Annotated in this window: 20 protein-coding genes and 1 tRNA gene; 7 read left to right on the plus strand and 14 right to left on the minus strand. The window is 64.3% G+C overall.

Annotation, left to right across the window (positions count from 1 at the left end; all coding sequences use genetic code 11):
• The first annotated feature begins 26 nt into the window (after positions 1-26).
• The 4 genes from LB564_RS27025 to LB564_RS27040 all read left to right on the plus strand — a co-directional run bounded on the left by LB564_RS27025 (position 27) and on the right by LB564_RS27040 (position 1,377).
• Positions 27-100, plus strand: a tRNA-Gln gene (locus LB564_RS27025).
• A gap of 131 nt (positions 101-231) precedes the next feature.
• Positions 232-477 (plus strand): hypothetical protein, encoded by a 246-nt coding sequence (locus LB564_RS27030; protein ID WP_224542265.1) that lies wholly within the window; start codon positions 232-234, stop codon positions 475-477.
• A 279-nt stretch (positions 478-756) separates the two neighbouring features.
• Positions 757-1,047 carry a hypothetical protein gene (locus LB564_RS27035; protein WP_224542266.1) on the plus strand — a complete coding sequence of 97 codons (291 nt, stop codon included), beginning with the start codon at positions 757-759 and terminating at the stop codon, positions 1,045-1,047.
• Positions 1,048-1,170: 123 nt separating this feature from the next.
• Entirely contained in the window at positions 1,171-1,377 is a 207-nt protein-coding gene (locus LB564_RS27040; RefSeq protein WP_140702136.1) for a hypothetical protein, read from the plus strand.
• Between the two features lie 26 nt (positions 1,378-1,403).
• Here the strand turns inward: LB564_RS27040 and LB564_RS27045 are convergent, their stop codons facing one another.
• Both LB564_RS27045 and LB564_RS27050 read right to left on the minus strand, forming a co-directional pair.
• The gene (locus LB564_RS27045; RefSeq protein ID WP_224542267.1) at positions 1,404-2,492 is read right to left on the minus strand and encodes a sensor histidine kinase; all 1,089 of its coding nucleotides are present in this window, start codon (positions 2,490-2,492) and stop codon (positions 1,404-1,406) included.
• A 77-nt stretch (positions 2,493-2,569) separates the two neighbouring features.
• On the minus strand, positions 2,570-2,815 hold the full coding sequence (locus LB564_RS27050) for a hypothetical protein (RefSeq protein WP_140702140.1): 246 nt from the start codon (positions 2,813-2,815) through the stop codon (positions 2,570-2,572).
• 266 nt (positions 2,816-3,081) lie between these two features.
• Here LB564_RS27050 and LB564_RS27055 point away from each other — a divergent pair, with 266 nt between their 5' ends.
• The gene (locus LB564_RS27055; RefSeq protein WP_140702142.1) at positions 3,082-3,384 is read left to right on the plus strand and encodes a hypothetical protein; all 303 of its coding nucleotides are present in this window, start codon (positions 3,082-3,084) and stop codon (positions 3,382-3,384) included.
• 322 nt (positions 3,385-3,706) lie between these two features.
• On the opposite strand, the gene LB564_RS27060 is transcribed toward LB564_RS27055, so the two are convergent.
• From LB564_RS27060 to LB564_RS27095, 8 genes are all read right to left on the minus strand, one after another.
• On the minus strand, positions 3,707-5,701 hold the full coding sequence (locus tag LB564_RS27060; RefSeq protein WP_411910230.1) for an AI-2E family transporter: 1,995 nt from the start codon (positions 5,699-5,701) through the stop codon (positions 3,707-3,709).
• 94 nt (positions 5,702-5,795) lie between these two features.
• On the minus strand, positions 5,796-6,875 hold the full coding sequence (locus LB564_RS27065; protein ID WP_224542269.1) for a D-alanine--D-alanine ligase family protein: 1,080 nt from the start codon (positions 6,873-6,875) through the stop codon (positions 5,796-5,798).
• Between the two features lie 22 nt (positions 6,876-6,897).
• Positions 6,898-7,515: a C39 family peptidase gene (locus tag LB564_RS27070; protein WP_224542270.1), complete on the minus strand. Its 618-nt coding sequence runs from the start codon at positions 7,513-7,515 to the stop codon at positions 6,898-6,900.
• A gap of 101 nt (positions 7,516-7,616) precedes the next feature.
• Positions 7,617-8,156, minus strand: coding sequence for a GNAT family N-acetyltransferase (locus LB564_RS27075; RefSeq protein WP_224542271.1), 540 nt, complete (start codon positions 8,154-8,156; stop codon positions 7,617-7,619).
• A gap of 187 nt (positions 8,157-8,343) precedes the next feature.
• Positions 8,344-9,060 carry an outer membrane protein gene (locus LB564_RS27080; protein ID WP_224542272.1) on the minus strand — a complete coding sequence of 239 codons (717 nt, stop codon included), beginning with the start codon at positions 9,058-9,060 and terminating at the stop codon, positions 8,344-8,346.
• 234 nt (positions 9,061-9,294) lie between these two features.
• Positions 9,295-9,999: an outer membrane protein gene (locus LB564_RS27085; protein WP_224542273.1), complete on the minus strand. Its 705-nt coding sequence runs from the start codon at positions 9,997-9,999 to the stop codon at positions 9,295-9,297.
• Between the two features lie 219 nt (positions 10,000-10,218).
• Positions 10,219-11,178 carry an AraC family transcriptional regulator gene (locus LB564_RS27090; RefSeq protein ID WP_224542274.1) on the minus strand — a complete coding sequence of 320 codons (960 nt, stop codon included), beginning with the start codon at positions 11,176-11,178 and terminating at the stop codon, positions 10,219-10,221.
• 297 nt (positions 11,179-11,475) lie between these two features.
• Positions 11,476-11,904, minus strand: coding sequence for a VOC family protein (locus tag LB564_RS27095; RefSeq protein WP_224542275.1), 429 nt, complete (start codon positions 11,902-11,904; stop codon positions 11,476-11,478).
• 169 nt (positions 11,905-12,073) lie between these two features.
• Between LB564_RS27095 and LB564_RS27100 the strand changes: the two genes are divergently transcribed.
• A complete protein-coding gene (locus tag LB564_RS27100; protein ID WP_224542276.1) occupies positions 12,074-12,328 on the plus strand; it encodes a hypothetical protein in 255 nt (84 codons plus the stop codon).
• Positions 12,329-12,343: 15 nt separating this feature from the next.
• On the opposite strand, the gene LB564_RS27105 is transcribed toward LB564_RS27100, so the two are convergent.
• The 3 genes from LB564_RS27105 to LB564_RS27115 all read right to left on the minus strand — a co-directional run bounded on the left by LB564_RS27105 (position 12,344) and on the right by LB564_RS27115 (position 14,899).
• Positions 12,344-13,531: a PLP-dependent aminotransferase family protein gene (locus LB564_RS27105; protein ID WP_224542303.1), complete on the minus strand. Its 1,188-nt coding sequence runs from the start codon at positions 13,529-13,531 to the stop codon at positions 12,344-12,346.
• 132 nt (positions 13,532-13,663) lie between these two features.
• Entirely contained in the window at positions 13,664-14,152 is a 489-nt protein-coding gene (locus tag LB564_RS27110; protein WP_224542277.1) for a GNAT family N-acetyltransferase, read from the minus strand.
• Positions 14,153-14,407: 255 nt separating this feature from the next.
• The gene (locus LB564_RS27115) at positions 14,408-14,899 is read right to left on the minus strand and encodes a hypothetical protein (protein WP_224542278.1); all 492 of its coding nucleotides are present in this window, start codon (positions 14,897-14,899) and stop codon (positions 14,408-14,410) included.
• A 104-nt stretch (positions 14,900-15,003) separates the two neighbouring features.
• Here LB564_RS27115 and LB564_RS27120 point away from each other — a divergent pair, with 104 nt between their 5' ends.
• A complete protein-coding gene (locus tag LB564_RS27120; protein ID WP_224542304.1) occupies positions 15,004-15,603 on the plus strand; it encodes a DUF922 domain-containing Zn-dependent protease in 600 nt (199 codons plus the stop codon).
• A 300-nt stretch (positions 15,604-15,903) separates the two neighbouring features.
• Here LB564_RS27120 and LB564_RS27125 read toward each other — a convergent pair whose 3' ends face one another.
• On the minus strand, positions 15,904-17,439 hold the full coding sequence (locus tag LB564_RS27125) for an acid phosphatase (RefSeq protein ID WP_224542279.1): 1,536 nt from the start codon (positions 17,437-17,439) through the stop codon (positions 15,904-15,906).
• Between the last annotated feature and the right edge of the window lie 135 nt (positions 17,440-17,574).

The following is a 17,574-nucleotide window of genomic DNA, read 5'->3' on the forward strand; positions in this document are numbered from 1 at the left end:
GCCTGGGCGCCATAAGGTGCCGGCTTTCCCGCTTCGTCTAATGGTAGGACAGCGCCCTTTGAAGGCGTGAATCGTGGTTCGAGCCCATGAGCGGGAACCAAGCAGCTGCGAGCGAACCGTGTAATCCTGCCGGGCGGAAGGTGGCTTCCGCCTTGGACCTCGATCGCAATTGACGGCCAGGTAACGCTGCGTTAACCTCTATTTTAGGTAAATCTAAAATAGAGGTTTCTAATGAAGATGATTTTCATTTGCCTTGCGCTTGTCCTCGCCAGTTCGAGTGTCGCCTCGACGCATGAAAAGAAGGCGACCGTGGCCGCCGCGAACGGATGTGCTGGCCTGTCGATCAAGGCGGCAGTGGCCGCGAAATTGGACTGCACTGCCACCGGAACAGCAACATCGACCCAGACCGACGGTACGAATGCCAAGCCGCGCCTTGGCTACCAAAACCCTTGGACTATCTCCTCGTTCGGCCTTTGACGTTTCCAGCATTTTGTCTGCCAAAGGCACGGTGACCGGGCCCGGCCCAGGGTAAGCGTAAGTGGCGCTGTCTGATCTCGCCCTGGCTATTCCCGCACGGCCAGAGCTTCTCAACGATCAGACCAAACGATTGGGGCTGCTTCACTGATCGGACCAAGCAGCTCGATCGCGGCCGTCGAATGCCTTTGAAGGAAGCGCAGCCGAGTATTGCGAGGGATGGTGCAGTCTTGAAACCTTGCGGCCTGTTGAACGTTAACTGTCGGCCCACAGGAGAATTCCATGGATCCGGCAACCGCGGCGGTAATGGTCATGCTTTCATGCAACGCATTCCAGTGTCGGCCCATGGATTCGCGCCCGGTCGTCTATGCCTCGATCGAGAAATGTCAGGCGGCCCTCCAGGCCAGATTGGCACCGTGGCCGAACGGCGAAATGGTCGGCCGATGCAAGCAGGTCGACCGGACGGCGACCGGATCGATCCCGCCTGAAGGATATGCCGTGGTTCAAGTCACGCGTGGAGTGGGCAGCGACGCGGCCACCACCACCTATTTCGTTCAGAGAGCCAGGGACTAGACGCTCCGCCGCTTGGCGAGCCGGCTGGACGTCGGCTGGCTCCCCGGCGTGACTCGCCTCCTGAAACCATTTCGGCGACCCCGCGTTGACGACCGGGGCACCGCCAGACACAGGAGACATTCCATGACCGTCAACTGCCGCATATCCATCGACAACCGGCCGGACGCCACCAACGTCACCTTCCAGGCGGTGCCGCGCATTGGCGAAAGTGTTTCGCTGTCGGTCGACGGAAGCCCCCAGGACCTGCGGGTCTCGCGCGTCGTGCATGTCCCCAACGGTGGACTGGAAGGTGCCGCGATCATCGTCGAGGTGACGACCAACATCCTCTAGGTGCTGTTTCGGTCGACCCAGGAGGCTTACGCCCCAGTCGTTTTCTGTATGCCGAAACCCGGCGAAACGTCGTCGGCCTCGCTGCCGGTCTGCGGCACGATAATGGATGCCAAGGGCGCGCTCAGCCGCCATTCAAGATGGCCGGGCGACCGTTCCAGCGTGGCCGAGCCGCCCAGCGACTGCGGCGTCACGCGTTGCAGCACGACGGTGCCGAACCCCTTGCGCGTGGTCTCGTCGCGCCTGTCGTCGGGATGCGGCGTCGATGTCTCCTTCCAGATCAACTGAAATTCGCGCGCCGAGCCGATGGTCCAGGTGATCTCCACCCGCCCGCTATCGCTGCCGAGCGCGCCATATTTGGAGGAGTTCGTGCCAAGTTCGTGGAAGGCCATGCCGAGATTCTGCACCGCGTTCGACTGCAGCGTCAGCACCGGCCCGGAGAGCAGGATCTGCTCCTCGCGGCCAAAGGGCTTGAGATGTTCCTGGATCAGGTCGAACAGGCTCGCCCCCGCCCATTCCGTGGTGACCAGCAGATCATGCGAGCGCGACAGCGCCATGATGCGGGCGCGGATGAGTTCCTCGAATTCCCTAGGATCGTTCGAACGCTTGCTGGTCTCCCTGACCATCGACAGGATGACGGCGAACTGGTTCTTGACGCGATGGTTGACCTCGCGCATCAGCAGCCTGATCCGGCGCTCGCTCTCCTTGGCGGCGGAGATGTCGCGGGCGATCTTGGAGGCGCCGATGATCTCGCCATGGGCGTTCCTGATCGGCGAGACCGTCAGCGAGACGGAAATCAGGGTGCCGTCCTTGCGCCTTCGCACCGTCTCGTAGCTCGCCACGCGGTCGCCGCTGCGGACCTTGGCGATGATCTCGGTCTCCTCGCTCTTGAGATGATCGGGAATGAGCATGAGGATGGACTGACCGACCGCTTCCTCGGCGCTGTAGCCGAACATGCGTTCAGCCGCCAGGTTCCACGTCTTTATGACGCTGTTCAGATCCTTGCTGATGATGGCGTCGAATGAGGAATCGACGATAGCGCCCAACCGGGCATCGGCGCTCGCGCTCAACCGCCCCTGCTCTTCATTGTCGGCGGCCGGCACCAGCAAGTCCTTCATGATCACCTAGCTAGCGTGCAAAAGAATCAAGGCAAGTGCCTGGGAGACCCAAGCATGCGGGGACATAGGTAAAAGCGTCAGTCGGCCGTCCCGCCGTCGGACGTCCCCGCATTGCCGGTTGGGGCAATCACGCCGAACTCCTGCGACTTGATGCCTTGCTCCGCTGCCAGGAAGCCCTCCGAGGCCAGGCCACGGCGCAACAATTCCCTGACGGCGGCGGAACGGCTCGGCATCCGCTTATCGAAGCGCCAGTTTTCCAACGCCGTCAATTCGTCGGCGGTGAGCATGATCTGCAACCGCTCCGGACGTTCCAGCTCAGCCATGTGGGCTTCCTTGCTAGAGCCAAGGATGGGGGGAATTAGTATTTACCTCGCTCAACTAACAAATAGGGTTTGGCGCATATTGCGTCAAGGCCGGCCAGTAGGGGGTTGACGCATCCAACCCATGATGTGGATTAGACGCAGGCTCCCCACTTGCACACCTATACTAACTAACTGATTTCATTCAAACAATTTGATATTTTGCTTGTCATACGCCCGCGCCGGGCGCATGCTGCGCTATCAATGGAAACCCTCCACGGGAGGCTTCAATGCGGTACGATTACTCTTCGCGGATGCTCGACGACGTCTATTCGGCGGTTCAGAGGGCCTTCAAGACGGCAGGCATCGTCAACATCAGCGCGGTGGCGGAACAGGTCAGGGTGAGAAACCTGGCCGAGAACGTCGCCCTCGAGGATGTTGAATACCTGGTGCTGCAGGCTGCTCAACGGCTTGGCGCGGCGATCGAATTCGACACTTTTGGCTTGGTTTCGAGCGGAAACAGGCTCGCCGACAATGGCGAGGACAGCCCTATCGTCCCGCTCAATCTTCATCGATCAGCCTCGATGCAATAGCCAAACGTCCGCGGACGGCCACGGCCGCGCGGCCCGTGGAACAAGCATGGCCTTCGGAGATTATCGCGGCACCCGATTGAGGAGGATGTTGTGAAAGCCTTGCGCAGTCTACTCGCCGAATTGTCCTCCAACTGGCTCCAGCGCCGCAAGACGCGAACGCCGGTCGCCGGCAATCCGGTCAAACCTGTTTCCCGCGTTGCTCGCCAACCCGCAAAGATCCGGCCGGCACACAAGCCAAGGCCGCCCTTTTCCCGCGATGTCGCTTCGAATATGTGACGCCCGGGAAAACGACGGGCCGACATCACCGAATATCAACAGCACCTTAGCTCGCGGCGGCGGCCGGGGCCTTTCTGGGGGTGGCCCGCTGGCGTCGCATGCGGCGCTTGGCGACGAGCTTGAGGGCGACCGGCGGCTCGGTCGACAGCGCCCCCGTCACGGCATCCACCATGCCATGCGCCACGAAATCCGCGTTGATGTCCTGGGCCAGCTTGACGGCCGCGGCCTTGTCCTCGCTGCCGGTCTCCGACCAGAACACGATTCCCACGCGCAGCGCTGCCTTCATACGCTTCAGCCGGCGAACCAGGAACCGCGCGTGCTTGATGGAATCAAGGTTCAGGAAGCCGACCACGACGGTGTCCACCGCGTCGAGTTCGAGGCGGCGGATACCGGCCGGTTCCATATCGGCAAAGCCTGCCTTCAACACCGTCGCGCCCTGGACTTCCACGACCTGCGCCAGCATTGCCGCGGCGGCATCGTCAAGTTCGCCGCGCCCGCCGGCGCAAAGCACCGATAGGCCGGTGCCATCGGGCAGATCGGGCTCCTCCTCCCCGGCGGCGTCACCCTGGTCGTCCGCCTCCGCGGCCGCGAGCGTGCCGTCCTCCTCGTCCGCTTCCTCCCGCGCACTGTCGTCGAGATTTGCCACCAGCGCCTGGGCACTCGCCGCCAGTTGCCGCCTCTGCTGATCGCCCATGACGCCGCGCGCGCGATCCCGCTCGCCCAGCAGGAGCGCCGGAATGGCCACCTTGTCATAGAAGTCGACCAGATATTTCTCCTCCAGCATCTCCTCGGCATGGTCGGTGGCTTCGTCCGGATCACCGGCTAGGAGCCGCTGGTAAAGGCGCGCATGCGGTTCCAGCACGGGCTGGTTGCCGAACAGCACGTCGAGGAATTCAAACTGCGGCACGTGTCTGCCCAGCACCACCAGGCAAACGGTGAGCGGCGTCGACAGGACCAGGCCGAGCGGACCCCACAGCCACGTCCAGAAGATGGCCGCGACGATGATCGCCAGGGATGACAGCCCCGTTCGCGAGCCGTAGAGCCAGGGCTCGACGACGTTGCCGGTTATCAGTTCCATCACCACGAACAGGGCGGCTGTCCACAGCACGAGCGACCAGCCAGGCGCCACGGCCAGCGCCAGGAACAGCGGCAGCAGCATGCCGATGGCGGGCCCGATGTAAGGAACGAAACGCAGCGCCAGCGCGAGCAATCCCCACAGCAAGGCGTTTGGAATGCCGAGGATCCACAGCCCGATCGCTATCGGTATGGCGTAGAGGATGTTGACGACCAGTTGCATGAGCAGGTAGCGGCCCACCCGTTTACCGGCATCCTGCAGCGCCTCGGTGGTGCGGTGAAGATCGCCGTAGCCGACAAGCCTGATGAAGCGGTCGCGCAAATCCTCTCGCTCCAGCAGCATGAAGATGACGACGACGATGATCAGACCGGCGGATCCGAGCGGACTGATCAGCGGCCCGATTATGTTCTGCAGGACTTCGAGCGGCCGTTCGCGCGAGACGATCTCGACAGGCACCGGCTCGCGCGGCGGCTTGTCCGGAGCGGCGGCCGGCAGCGTGGCGTCCTGCCGGTTGATCTCCTGCCCGACGCGCTCGACCACGCCGCCCAGCCTGGCAAGGATCCCTCCCCCGACGCCGGTTTCCTTGAGCGAGCGGATCTTGGTGAGAATGTTGGTCTGGTAGACCGGAATGTTCTGCGCCAGTTCGCTGACCTGCGTGGCGACAATGAAGCTGAACAGGCCAAGTGCGGCGAAAGCGCCGACCACGCTGGCGATGACGGCGGCAAGCCGGGGGACGCCGACCCGCTTGAGCGCCGACACCAGCGGCGCCAGCGCGAAGGTCAGCAGCAGGGCGATCGCGATCGGCAGGAACACCTCGCGCCCGAAATACAGCGCCGCCACCGTCGTGACGATGGTCGCCACATTGGGCAATGCCGTTCGCGGGTGGGGCGCGATCGCCGTAAGAGCGTCCGGAGACGCCGTGCCGTTTCGACGATTGGCCACGCTATGCCTCCCTGCCAGCCCCATGATCGGGCATATAGAGCCGGGGAGCAACATTAGCCAGAGGTGAAACACACGCTGTCCAAAGAGCGGTCTATCCGGTAGCGACCGCTGACCAGGATCAGCGCGCGTCGTGCCGCGCCAATGCATGCTCGATCAGGATATCGATAACCTGGCTGTAGCCGATGCCGATCGCGGCAAGCGCCTTGGCGTACATCGAGATGTCGGTGAAGCCGGGCAGCGTGTTGACCTCGTTGACCAGCAGCGAACCGTCGGCGCGCAGGAAGAAGTCGACGCGCGCCATGGCCTCGCAGCCGAGCGCCCGAAAAGCCTGTCCGGCCATCTCCCTGGCTCTGTCGGCGACATCGGCGGGGACATTGGCGGGCACTTTGACCAGGGCGCCGTCGGCGTCGAGATATTTGGCCTCATAGGTGTAGAAGCCATGCTTGCCGGCCGGGATGATCTCGCCGGGCAGCGACACGGTGAGCGAGCCGTCCGCCCGCTCGAGCACCGAGCACTCGATCTCGCGGCCTTCGACGAACTCCTCGATCAGCGCCTTGCCGTCATAGCGGAAAGCCGTTTCGACGGCCCCATCGAAGCCATCCAGGTCATTGACCTTGCTCACCCCGAAGGACGAGCCCTGGCGGGCCGGCTTGGCGAAGAAAGGCAGCCCCAGCGCCCCGGCGATCTCCTGGAACGAGCCGACATCGCCACGATGGACGGTGACCGAGCGGGCGACCGCAAGGCCAGAATCGCGCAGCAGCCGCTTGCCGACATCCTTGTCCATGGCGGCGGCCGAAGCGAGGATGCCGCAGCCGACATAGGCGACATCGGCAACCTCGGCATAGCCCTGCACCGAGCCGTCCTCGCCGAACGGACCGTGCAGCACGGGAAAGACGACATCGACCGGCGACAGGTCGGCCCGCGCGGCGCCGTGCGAGGCCGAGACCAGCCGGCCCTTACCGCCAGGCAGCAGGGCGACCTCCACGCCATCCTCCGAGACCGGAGCCCCTGTCCCGTCGCCGACGGCCTCCGACGATTGTTGCAGCAGCCATCTGCCATCCCTGGAAATGGCGATCGCCACCACCTCGTAGCGCGTCCGGTCGATCGCCTTCAGCACATTGGCGGCCGAAAGCCGCGACACGTCGTGCTCGGCCGAACGCCCGCCATAAAGGATGGCAACCCTGATCTTTCCGGTCATCGAAATCCCTCAACTGTCGAAATCAAATAGCCACGGCAATGCCGCGATTGGCAAAGAAACGATCGAAATCGGACGGCGCCAACACTGCGTTCGCCTGTGTGGCGGCGGTATGACCGGATGGGTTGTGGAAGCGATAGCCTTCGTCCGACGCCGCCGTCACCAGCACCAGGTGGCCGCCCTTCGACGGCGGCTCGCGCTCCGGCCAGCGGATCGAACTGCTGACCGACGCGATGAAGAAGCGCGACCGGGAAAGGATCGCCGGAACGTCGCCTGTCGCGACATTGGTCATCACCTCGGCCTCCAGGCCGAATTCCTGCTTCACGAAGGGGACGAAGGGCGCGTAGATCAGCCCCTTGATCGAGCTTTCATTGACGACATAGCCGCCATATCCGGTGCACCGCCTTGCCAACTCGATCGTCGGCACGATCTCACCACGCGCCGCCAGGATCATCTTGAGACACGCCATGCCGCAGATATTGGCCGCCCAGAGCGCGTATTCGTCCAGCGTATCCGCACCTGAACACTGCCATAGCGGGTCGCGCCTGAGCGCGGCCTCCGCGCCTTCGGCGAGCACCGCCAGCGTCATGTCGGGTGTTTCCCACTGGCTGAAAAACGGCACGGCTTCAGGCAATGGACTCATGCAATCTCGTATCCCTCTCGAATCTCGTATACGAGGATACAAAAGAGGCCGCATGAAGGCGACATCGAATGCGCGGCTGTGGTGCGCCAAGGCCCGCTGCGTCACACCAAACCAGCGGACTCCAGCACATACAGATTGGTCGGCGCGTCATGCAGCATCACCTCGCGCTCGAAACGGAAGCCGTTCTTCTCCAGGGCACGCCGCGAGGCGACATTGGCCGTGCGAACCAGCCCGATCACCCGCGTGGCGTGGAGATCGTCGAAAGCCAGGGACAGCGCCTCGCGGATCAGCTCCGTGGCAAAACCCTGCCCCCAGCTTTCCGGCCGCAAATGATAGGAGAGGTTGAGGCCATCGAAGGCCTGCGAAACCGTCAACCCGCCAAAACCGATCGGCTCGCCACCCGCCTCGATGGTCCAGCGCCCGAAGCCATGCTCGCGCCAATGGCCGATGTCGCGCAGCAGCCGGTCGGCGCTTTGCTGGGCGGTGTCGGGGGTGGGGTCGGGCCGATGCGCGACCAGTTCGGGGCGGGCAAACAGCCGCGTCACGAAATCGAGATCCGCCGCCATCGGCTGCCGCAGCAGCAAGCGGGCGGTGCGGCGGCTGCCGGTTGGCCGCGCGTCGCCGCCATGGTTCTCGGGCATGGGCTGCCTTCAGGTGCTGGGCCGAAATGACGGCGGGACCGGATCGCGCCCAGCTATGCAGCCAATTGCGATACGATCATGGCAGCGCCTGCGACCGGGTCGCCGGCTCACTTCGTATTGATCACCGATGCCGGCCCCCGAATGCGAATTCCCGACGCTACGCCAATGGCGAAAAGACGGGCATTGTTCAGAATTTGTAGGAAACACCGAGCCGGATATCGTTCGTCTTCAGGTCGATCTCATCATGCAACGGAATACCACCGGGAATCGCTATGCGTGTTGATGGGTGGCGGCCGAAATCGGCGAAGCGGTATTCGCCCCGAACCACCCAATTGTCGGTGACGGCGTATTCGGCACCCGCGCCCAGCGTATAGCCGCCGACGGTGTCCTCGACATCGGCATAGGCGGCACCGCCTGGAAGGGCGACGGTGGTGTGCTTGTACTTCGCCATCGCCAGGCCGCCGGTGACGAAAGGCAGCCAGCGATCCATCGCATAGCCGGCCCTCAGGCGAACCGACCCGACCGCTTTCAGTTCGAGCACGCCGCCGAATCCGGGGTCGTCGACGCCCAGAGCCTGATAGTTCGTCGTGTCCTTGACGCTGGCGAAGCTGTAGTCGCCCTCGATGCCGAGGACCAGGCCGCCATCGAACTGCTTGTTGTAGCCGAGGTAAAGGCCTCCGAAACCGCCGGACGGGCCGTAGCCCCAGCCGTAATCGTCGAAGGCGCCGGGCGCGAAGGTCTGCCCGACCCTGGCGTCGCTCCAGGCGTATCCGGTCTGTGCGCCGACATAGCCGCCGGACCAGTCATAGCTGGCCGCGACCGGCAAGGGCCCGCTGGCGTCGGCCGCGCACGCCATGCCCGCCGGCACCAGGCCAAGGATCGTCGCCAGAAGAATCGTTTTCACCGTTTGCCACCCCCAAGAGATGCCGTGTCTCGCCCGAAAAAATGCTCCAGATGGATCAACTGCCGCCCTGCCACCCGTTTTGCATTGTTCGCCGGCAGCGTCTTGGGCTGAGCCGCACCGGAATTGTCCTGGAAAGCACCGTGGTATTTGCGCTCCCGGTGTGGCCGTCGCGCATCGGCGGCGGCACAGCCAAAACCCCGGCGCGAGACGCCGGGGTTTGTTCGAACCGGCCGGTCAGAACTTGTAGCTGAGCCCAACGCGGATATCGTGTGTCTGCAGATCGACCTTCGTCTCCGTGGGGAAGCCGGCGGCGACGGAGAGCTCCTGGCTGCCGAAATCGGAGTAGCGATATTCGGCCCGCGCGATCCATTTGTCGGTGAAGGCATGCTCGACGCCGGCGCCGACGGTCCAACCGACATGGCTGTCGTCGTGGAGCGTGATTTCACCCGCGGCGCCGCCGGCGCTGACGGCAATCAATTCATACTTGGCCGCGGCGACGCCGGCCGTGACGTAGGGCAAGGTCCGGTCGAAGGCATAGCCCGCCCGCAGCCGCGCCGACCCCGACCATTTGAGTTCGCTCTTGAGCAGCGTGTTGACGCCACCGCCGCCGGCGTCGATCGGCGTCAATCCATCTATGTTGGAGTAGGCAATGTCGGCCTCGGCGCCGATCACGAATTGGCTCTCCATCTGGTAATTGGCGCCGATATGGACGCCGCCGATAAAGCCGTCCGGATCCAGCGAAGCGTTGAGGTCGCTGGCCCCGCCGAGGCCGCCGCCGGCGATGAAGAGATTGGACTTGCCGGCGGCGTAACCGGCGTCGACGCCGGCATAGAGGCCGGACCAGTCGTAACCAGCCGGCGCGGCTTCACCGATATCGGCCGCGAACGCCACGCCGGCCGGCGCGAGAATGATGGCTGTAGCCAGAAGAAGAGTTTTCATTGTTGTCTGCCGCCCCAATTTGTCGTTCTCCGCCGCGTTGATGCCGGCGGAGACCCAGCTGTTGTCGAGAACCCGGTGTTCGCATTGTTCGCCGTTCCGCGTCTTGGGCTGGGCCGCACTCGAATTGTCCGGGAAAGCGCGGCGGTGCTTTCCCGGTCAGTGTGGCCATCCGGCCGCACGCCATTTGGGGATGCCGGGGGGAATCGTTGTCGGGTGAAACTACCTGGCGCTGCTCGGCGTCGAGCCGAAGCGGCGGCGGAAGCATCGGTTGAAATAGGAGACGTCGGAAAAGCCGCTCAAGAGCGCGATCTCGCTGACCCGCATGCGGTCGTTGCGCCGGTCGCGCAGCATGCGATGGGCTCTCTGCAGGCGCAGTTCGAGAATATGCTCGGCGAAACTGGAGCCGGTTTCCTGCAGGAGATCGTGGACATAGCGCGCGGAAAGCCGCAATTGCCGGGCGATGTGCTGGGCCGAGACGCCGGGATCGGCGAAGTTGTCCCGCATCTTCTGCAGGATGGCCTGCAGCCTGGCCGCGCGCAGGCCGCGCACGCCGGCCAGCTCAGCAATGTCGCCCTTGGCGCCTGTCGCCAGGCCGATCAGGTCGACGATCGTCTCGGTGGCGTGGGCGACAAGATCGGGCGAGACCAAGGCCGGTCCCGCTTCGAGGAAGCCGCAATAGCGCTTGAGCATGTCGAGCGCTTCATTGTCGGCGCCGATGGTCAGCGCCAGGCGGTCGTCGCCATGGGGAAAGGCGTTTTCCAGGATTTCGCGGGGCACCACGACATTGGTCCAGACATTGCGGTCGCCGCCGGTCATTTCCAGCGCCTCCGAGGCCGAGACCAGCGCGCCCTCGCCCCTGCCGATGCTGTAGTCGCGGCCGGTCTGCACGCCGCTCAGCCTGGTGTCGCCGTCATTGACCAGCAGCAGATAGCCGTCGCGCCCGTCATCGGCGATGTTGCGTGTCTTGCGGCTGGCATGCTTGATCGTCCCTGCCATCCGCCCGAGCACCAGCGGCCCGATGGCGGTGGCTTCGATGTCCGCCTGGAACGGCACATTGCCGGAGATGGCGTATTCGACCGACCATATCTCCGCGACATGGATGTCCTGCCAGAGCGCGAAACGCGCCCGGTCGTCGAGATGCGGCGGCAGATCGAGCGATGAGAAGACGTTCTTTTTCAACGAGCAACCGGCCTTTCCCGCGCACGCGTCTTCCCTGAAGCCGCACCGTATGGGACCGATTCGCCTCTTGTCCAGAGCCGGCGCCATCCCTTGCCCTGCAGGACAATCCCAGTGCCGCCGAGGTCAAGAATCCGGCCGGATTCGCCGGCCCTGGCGTTCGAATTTCCAAAAATGCCTGGAAAATGCGGCGTGGGAATCACCCCAGGCTCGCCCTGGCGCTGCAACTTGCAACACCGTCACGGGCTCGGGTGTGTTGAGATTCAGCTCAGGCCGGCCTCACCTGAATATCGATACACCCTAGAAGGTGATCTTCACGGAGGCCGCGCTGCGGTGGGCCGGGCCGTGGTGGACGGCCTCGATGTTGTTGCCGTCGGGGTCGAGCAGGAAGGCGGCATAATAGCCGGGATGATAGGGCCGTTCGCCCGGCGCGCCATTGTCCGTGCCGCCGGCCGCCAGCCCGGCCTTGTGGAAGGCATCGACCATGGCGTGGTCCCTGGCCTGGAAAGCCAGATGATGACGGCCGGTCAGCTTGCCCAATGCGGCCCGGCTGTCGGCGCTGGAGATGAACAATTCGTCGGCCCAGAAATAATCCTCGCCGGTGCCGCCGATCGGGATGCCAAGCACCTGGAACAGCGCCTCGTAGAAACGCCGGCTGGCGGGGAGATCCCTGACCACGAGCTGGAGGTGGTCGATGAGCCGGCCGCGATGCAATTCCTGGGTTTCCATGAAGCTCCTCCTCGCAAGCTCCTCCTCGCAAGGCCTCGAATTTAGGCGCCGGCGGCAAGGCGTCAACGCGGGACGCGTGCATCTGCTGACAACCAGCGACAATTTTTCGGGTCGGATGGAACTTTTCGGCTGAACGCAAGTTTGGTGCCGCGGCGGGAGGGAATTGCCATTGGATTGTTTTGAGAAGCTGGAAGCGCTGGTCGACGGCGCCGATGCCGGTGCCATCGAGGAAGCGAACGCGTTGCTGGCAAGGTTCAGGGACAGGTCCGAACAAACGAAGCTGGCCATTGAGGAGTTCATGCTGGACTTCAAGACCTTGGTCTTCGTCGTCGAAACCGGCGAGGAAGGTTTCCAAAAATCGATCCGCAAGCTCGCCCGCGCCAGGCTCGCGAAGCTCAAGCATCTGGTCAGCCAGACGGCGTGAAGGTCTGGTTGCGGCCTATCCCTTCAGGACGGCCGCCAGCCGGGGAATGCCCTCGCTCACGGCGCGGCGGTCGGCCAGCGTGAAGGACAGCCGCAGCGTGTTGCGTCCGGTGCCGTCGGCATAGAAGGCATTGCCGGGCACGAAGGCGACCCGCGCCTCCTTCACCGACCGCGCCAGGAGTTCGGTGGCGTCGGCGCCTTCCGGCAGCGTCACCCAGACGAACATGCCGCCTTCCGGGCGGCTCCAGGTCACGCCCTTGGGCATGTGGGCTTCAAGCGCGCCGAGCAACCCGTCGCGGCGCTCGCGATAGGCGCCGATCAGCTTGTCCACCTGCCCGTCGAACACGGATTCAGCGACGCGGTGCATCACCATCTGGTTGACCGACGGGCTGTGCAGGTCCGAGGCCTGCTTCATCAGCACCAGTTTTTCGACCACATGGCGCGGCGCGCAGACCCAGCCGACACGCATGCCCGGCGACAGGATTTTCGAGAACGAGCCGCAATAGAGCGTGCGCGCCTTGTCAATGCCGCCGGACCTGATGCAGTCGAGCGCCAGGATCGGCGGCACGGCCTCGCCGTCATAGCGCAGGGCGCGATAGGCGGCGTCCTCGATGACGGCGATGTCGAGTTCGCCGGCAAGGTCGAGCACCGCCTCGCGCTGCTTCTTGTCCAGCGTGTTGCCGGTCGGATTGGCGAAGTCGGGCACCAGATAGGCGAATTTCACCCGCCCGCCCCCTCTTGAAGAACTGGTGTGGGCGGCGGCGGCCCCGCGATAGGCCTCGGGCGTCATGTTGCCGCCCTCGGGCCGCAGCCGGTCGTAGCGCGGCTCATAGGCGTTGAAGGCCTGCAACGCGCCGAGATAGGTCGGCCATGTCACCAGCGCGGTGTCACCCGGCGACAGGAACAGTTTGCCCAGATAATCCAGCGCCTGCTGCGAGCCCGACGTGATGAAGATGTTGGCCTCGTCGCAGGCGATGCCGAGCTTGCCCATCTGCCCGGCAAGCCATTTGCGCAGCGGCGCATAGCCTTCCGAGACCTGGTACTGCAGCGCCGCTCCGGCTTCCGCGCCGCTGAGCACATCGGCATAGGCATCGCGGATGGCATCGGCCGGGAACAGTGCCGGATCGGGAATGCCGCCGGCGAAGGAGATGATGTCGGGCTGGTCGAGCAGCTTCAGCAGCTCGCGGATTTCCGACGCCTTCATGCGCGACGAGCGCGAGGCCAACAGGTTCAAAAGGGTCACGACACGCCTCCCCGGACGTTTCTTATATAGGTCAACTTAGCTGACCTATATCCGCCCTTGCCGGCAAATTGAATAGGGCCTGGAAGGCTTCCGCTATACGCCAGCCGCCGCCGGCGTCCGTGTCTGAAGGCTCTTCTTGTAACCGATATGGCTGGCCGTGAAGCCGAGCCCTTCATAGAAACGGTGCGCATCCGCCCGGCCCTTGTCCGTCGTGAGCTGCACCAGGCCGCAGCCGCGCGCCTTGCATTGCCCGATCGCCCATTCGACCATCTTCCTGCCGATGCCGTCGGAGCGCCTGCCATCGGCGACACGAACCGCCTCGATCTGCCCCCGCCACGCGCCCTTGCGCGACAGCCCGGCGAGGAAGGTGATCTGCAACGTGCCGATCACCGCGCCGCCATCGACGGCCACCGCCAGCAATTGGTTGGGATCGGCGTCGATGGCCGCGAAGGCATCGACATAGCCTTGCGCCAGCGGCAAGGAAGCATCCTCGCGGCCAGCACCCAGCGGATCGTCGGCCAGCATGGCGACAATGGCCGGTAGGTCGGCGGCGACAGCCTTGCGGAATTGGATGTTGGTCATGGGCGTTGGAATACGGCCGGGTGGTGATGCCGGCAAGGGTGGATGCGCGGCCCAATCACCAAACGCCAGCGCCGCCCCTCATCTGCCTGCCGGCATCTTCTTCCCGTATAGGGACGGGGAGAAGGACGCTGTGGCATCCCTCGGCGCCTATTTCCCAGCGCCGGCAATTGGCGAAATCGCCGGCGACTGCGTCTTTCTCCCCGTTCCTATACGGGGAGAAATGTCCGGCAGGACAATGAGGGGCGGCGCCGAGGCTCAATCCCCGTCCGCCGGCTTGGCCTTGCCGCACTGCGCCAGCACCTTGCCGATCGCCGCGCTCGACCCCTTCAGCGGAAAACCGATCTCGCCATATTTGGCCGAACTGACCGACAGGTCGCCCTTCGAGCGTAAGAGGTCGAGCAGCGGATCGGCTTTCGCCAGATTGACCACGAAATATCCGTACATTTCCTCGAGCTGCAGCGTCCTGGTCAACGTCTTGCCGTCGGCCTTGAAGTCGAAAACGCCGCTGGCTCCCGGCTCCAGTTGCTGGCCGCTGGCGCCCAGATCGTAGCTCAGCACCGGTTTGTCGTAACAATTCAGCATCAGATACGCGTCGCCCTTCGGCCCGCCGCAGACGGAAGCGGTGAGCACGCTGCCGCCCTCGTCTTCTTCCATCTTCGCGCTCCAGCCGCCGCAGGACGCGGCGAAGGCCGATTGCGTGGCCAGCAATGCCGCCAACGCACCGGCGGCAACGAGATACCTTGTCATGACTTCCCCCTCCGACATTTGCAGCACCCGCCGCCAGCATATAGGAAAAGCCATTGAATGGCATTGCATCTACGGCAAGGCCGCGCGTCCCGGAGAGAGCGGTGTTGAAAGCCTGTATTCGCCTGTGTCTTCCGGCAGCCGCCCTGATGGCCTTGCCGCTCACCGCCCATGCCGAATGGAAGCCGGTCGAGAAGGTCGAGACCTACGCCATATCAGGCCAGTCCGGGCTGGAGCTCTACCGGTCGATCGGCGAGAACGGGCCGAATGTCGGTATCACCCGCGCCATCGCCTACACCAACTTCAAGCTGACCTGGGGTGTCAGGGACTACAAGCCCAGGGGCAAGGACTGCGTGCTGACGGCGGGGAATCCCAAACTCATCATCACCTACACCTTGCCAAGCCCTTCCGAGCCGCTGCCGCCAGCCCTTCAGAAGAAATGGGAGGTGTTCATCGCCGGCGTCAGCGCCCATGAGAAGGTGCATGGCGCCAGCATGATCCAGATGGTCCATGACATCGAAGCCGCGACAGACGGCCTGACCGTCACTGACGATCCCAAATGCAGCAAGACCAGGGCCGAGGTGGTCCGTCGGCTCGACGCGATCTCGAAGACGAGGATACAGGGCAGCCGCGATTTCGACCGCGTCGAGTTCGGCCAGGGCGGCAATTTGCAGAAACTGGTTTTCGCTTTGGTGAATGGCGGCTGAGCGCCAGCCTCACCCCTCCCAACACTAGGCAAGGAAAGGCGCCAAACTCGGCAAACGCGCGCCTTTCCTCTCCCCCGTCGATCGGGGGAGAGGTGGCTCGGCGAAGCCGAGACGGAGTGGGGGTCGACCTGGTTCGGCCGCTGTGTTTCAAGCCCGGGTGATATCTCGCTGTGACTGAGGCCTGGGTGTCAGCGGCAGCGCGTTCGAGAACCGCCTTCCTCCACTCCGTCGCTGCTTCGCAGCGCCACCTCTCCCCCTCCGGAGGGAGAGAAAGGCACCAAGGTCGGTGAACCAGCGCACCTACCGGCTGAGATCGAGCGCCGCCGACAAATCCCCCATCGGCGGCTCGCCATTGGCGGCCAGCGCCTTGTCGCGGGCGACGATGCCTGAAAGCACCGGCAGGTCGTAGCGCGCGGTGATGAAGCGCAGGATCGACGTCGTGTCGTATTGCGTGTGGTCGACCGTGCCCATCCTGGCATAGGGCGAGACGATGAAGGCCGGGATGCGGTTGCCCGGGCCCCAGCGGTCGGCCTTGGGCGGCGCGACGTGATCCCAGAAGCCGCCATTCTCGTCATAGGTGACGACCACCAGCATGTGGCCCCATTGCGGGCTCTTCTCCAGATGCGAAACGAGGTCGGCCAGATGCTGGTCGCCCGAGGTCACGTCGGCATAGCCCGAGTGCTCGTTGAGATTGCCTTGCGGCTTGTAGAAGGCGACTTGCGGCAGCTTGCCGTCGTCGATCGCCTTGATGAATTCCGCGCCGTCCATGCCGCCGTCCCTGAGATGCTCGGTGCGAGCCGCGGTGCCCGGCGCGTAAGCGGCGAAATAGTTGAAGGGCTGGTGGTGGAACTGGAAGTTCGGCACCGGCGTGGCGTTCTTGCCGTCCAGCGTTGCCTGCCAGGCGCCGGCGTACCAGGCCCAGCTCACACCCCTCAGCGACAGGAGATCACCGATGGTGACGTCGTGCTGCGGCGGCAGCGTGGTGGGCGCGGCCGGATCGGCCAACGCCTTGTCGCCGCCCTCGGCCGGCTTGTTGGCGCTCGGCTCGTAAGGCGGCTGCATGGTGTTGACGGCGTGGAAGTCGGGCGTGATGGCGCCGTCATTGACGAATTTCGGCACGCCGCCAAGCGCCGAGGCCGGCGAATTGTCGGCCACCTTCAAGGTCGTGCCGTCGGCCTCGACCACGGCGATCTGGCCCTTGATCGGGCTGGTGTCGGCATGCGGATAGACCGGCACGCAGGCGCAGGCGAGCTGGAAATGGTTGAGGAAGGAGCCGCCGAAGGCGCCCTGGAAGAAATTGTCGGCCAGCACGTATTTCTTCGCCACCTGCCACATCGGCAGGTTCGAGCCGTCATAATGGCCCATGACCAGGCCGCCGGAATCGGCCCAGGCGACGAACTTGTCGTTCTTCCCGCCGTCGATCTGCATCTGCTCCTGGTAGAAGCGGTGCCACAGATCGTGGGTGATGACGTTGGTGCCCTCGTGAAAACCCTTGGGATCGTCGATGGCGAAGGCGGCGTTGGCGAGATGCGCGGTCTCGGCCTCCGTCACCACGGGCGTGACGCCCTTGCCGGTCAGCCCACCCCAGGCCGGCGGCAGTTCGGTCAGCGGCTTGCCGTCACGGTCGAGCTGGCGCGCCTGATCGGCCGAGACACTGGCCAGACCATTGGCGCCGGGGAAGCCGCCGTAGAGATTATCGAAGCTGCGGTTCTCGGCATAGATGACGACGACGGTGTCGATCTTGTCGAAGCCCGGAGGCGCGGCATGGGCTGCCGCGAGGGGAAGCAGGGCCGAACCGGCCAGGCAGAAGGAATTGAGAAGCTTGAGCCTCGTCATGGAAAGACCTCGTGGCTTGACTGTGGCTGGAGGGGCGCGGGAACCATGGCGGCAGCTAACGTGGATGCCTTGTCACCTTTGTGACATCGGCCGCCAAGGCGAACACGGTTTCGTGAGCGCCGGGGCCGGTCATCA

It is taken from the genome of Mesorhizobium sp. ES1-6, assembly GCF_020164775.1.
GTDB lineage: Bacteria > Pseudomonadota > Alphaproteobacteria > Rhizobiales > Rhizobiaceae > Mesorhizobium.

Bases quoted from the DNA above. Each gene is read 5' to 3' on its own strand.
- LB564_RS27030 (WP_224542265.1), top strand. From the start codon at position 232: ATGAAGATGATTTTCATTTGCCTTGCGCTTGTCCTCGCCAGTTCGAGT.
- LB564_RS27035 (WP_224542266.1), top strand. From the start codon at position 757: ATGGATCCGGCAACCGCGGCGGTAATGGTCATGCTTTCATGCAACGCA.
- LB564_RS27040 (WP_140702136.1), top strand. From the start codon at position 1,171: ATGACCGTCAACTGCCGCATATCCATCGACAACCGGCCGGACGCCACC.
- LB564_RS27045 (WP_224542267.1), bottom strand. From the start codon at position 2,492: ATGAAGGACTTGCTGGTGCCGGCCGCCGACAATGAAGAGCAGGGGCGG.
- LB564_RS27050 (WP_140702140.1), bottom strand. From the start codon at position 2,815: ATGGCTGAGCTGGAACGTCCGGAGCGGTTGCAGATCATGCTCACCGCC.
- LB564_RS27055 (WP_140702142.1), top strand. From the start codon at position 3,082: ATGCGGTACGATTACTCTTCGCGGATGCTCGACGACGTCTATTCGGCG.
- LB564_RS27060 (WP_411910230.1), bottom strand. From the start codon at position 5,701: ATGGGGCTGGCAGGGAGGCATAGCGTGGCCAATCGTCGAAACGGCACG.
- LB564_RS27065 (WP_224542269.1), bottom strand. From the start codon at position 6,875: ATGACCGGAAAGATCAGGGTTGCCATCCTTTATGGCGGGCGTTCGGCC.
- LB564_RS27070 (WP_224542270.1), bottom strand. From the start codon at position 7,515: ATGAGTCCATTGCCTGAAGCCGTGCCGTTTTTCAGCCAGTGGGAAACA.
- LB564_RS27075 (WP_224542271.1), bottom strand. From the start codon at position 8,156: ATGCCCGAGAACCATGGCGGCGACGCGCGGCCAACCGGCAGCCGCCGC.
- LB564_RS27085 (WP_224542273.1), bottom strand. From the start codon at position 9,999: ATGAAAACTCTTCTTCTGGCTACAGCCATCATTCTCGCGCCGGCCGGC.
- LB564_RS27095 (WP_224542275.1), bottom strand. From the start codon at position 11,904: ATGGAAACCCAGGAATTGCATCGCGGCCGGCTCATCGACCACCTCCAG.
- LB564_RS27105 (WP_224542303.1), bottom strand. From the start codon at position 13,531: ATGAAGGCGTCGGAAATCCGCGAGCTGCTGAAGCTGCTCGACCAGCCC.
- LB564_RS27110 (WP_224542277.1), bottom strand. From the start codon at position 14,152: ATGACCAACATCCAATTCCGCAAGGCTGTCGCCGCCGACCTACCGGCC.
- LB564_RS27115 (WP_224542278.1), bottom strand. From the start codon at position 14,899: ATGACAAGGTATCTCGTTGCCGCCGGTGCGTTGGCGGCATTGCTGGCC.
- LB564_RS27125 (WP_224542279.1), bottom strand. From the start codon at position 17,439: ATGACGAGGCTCAAGCTTCTCAATTCCTTCTGCCTGGCCGGTTCGGCC.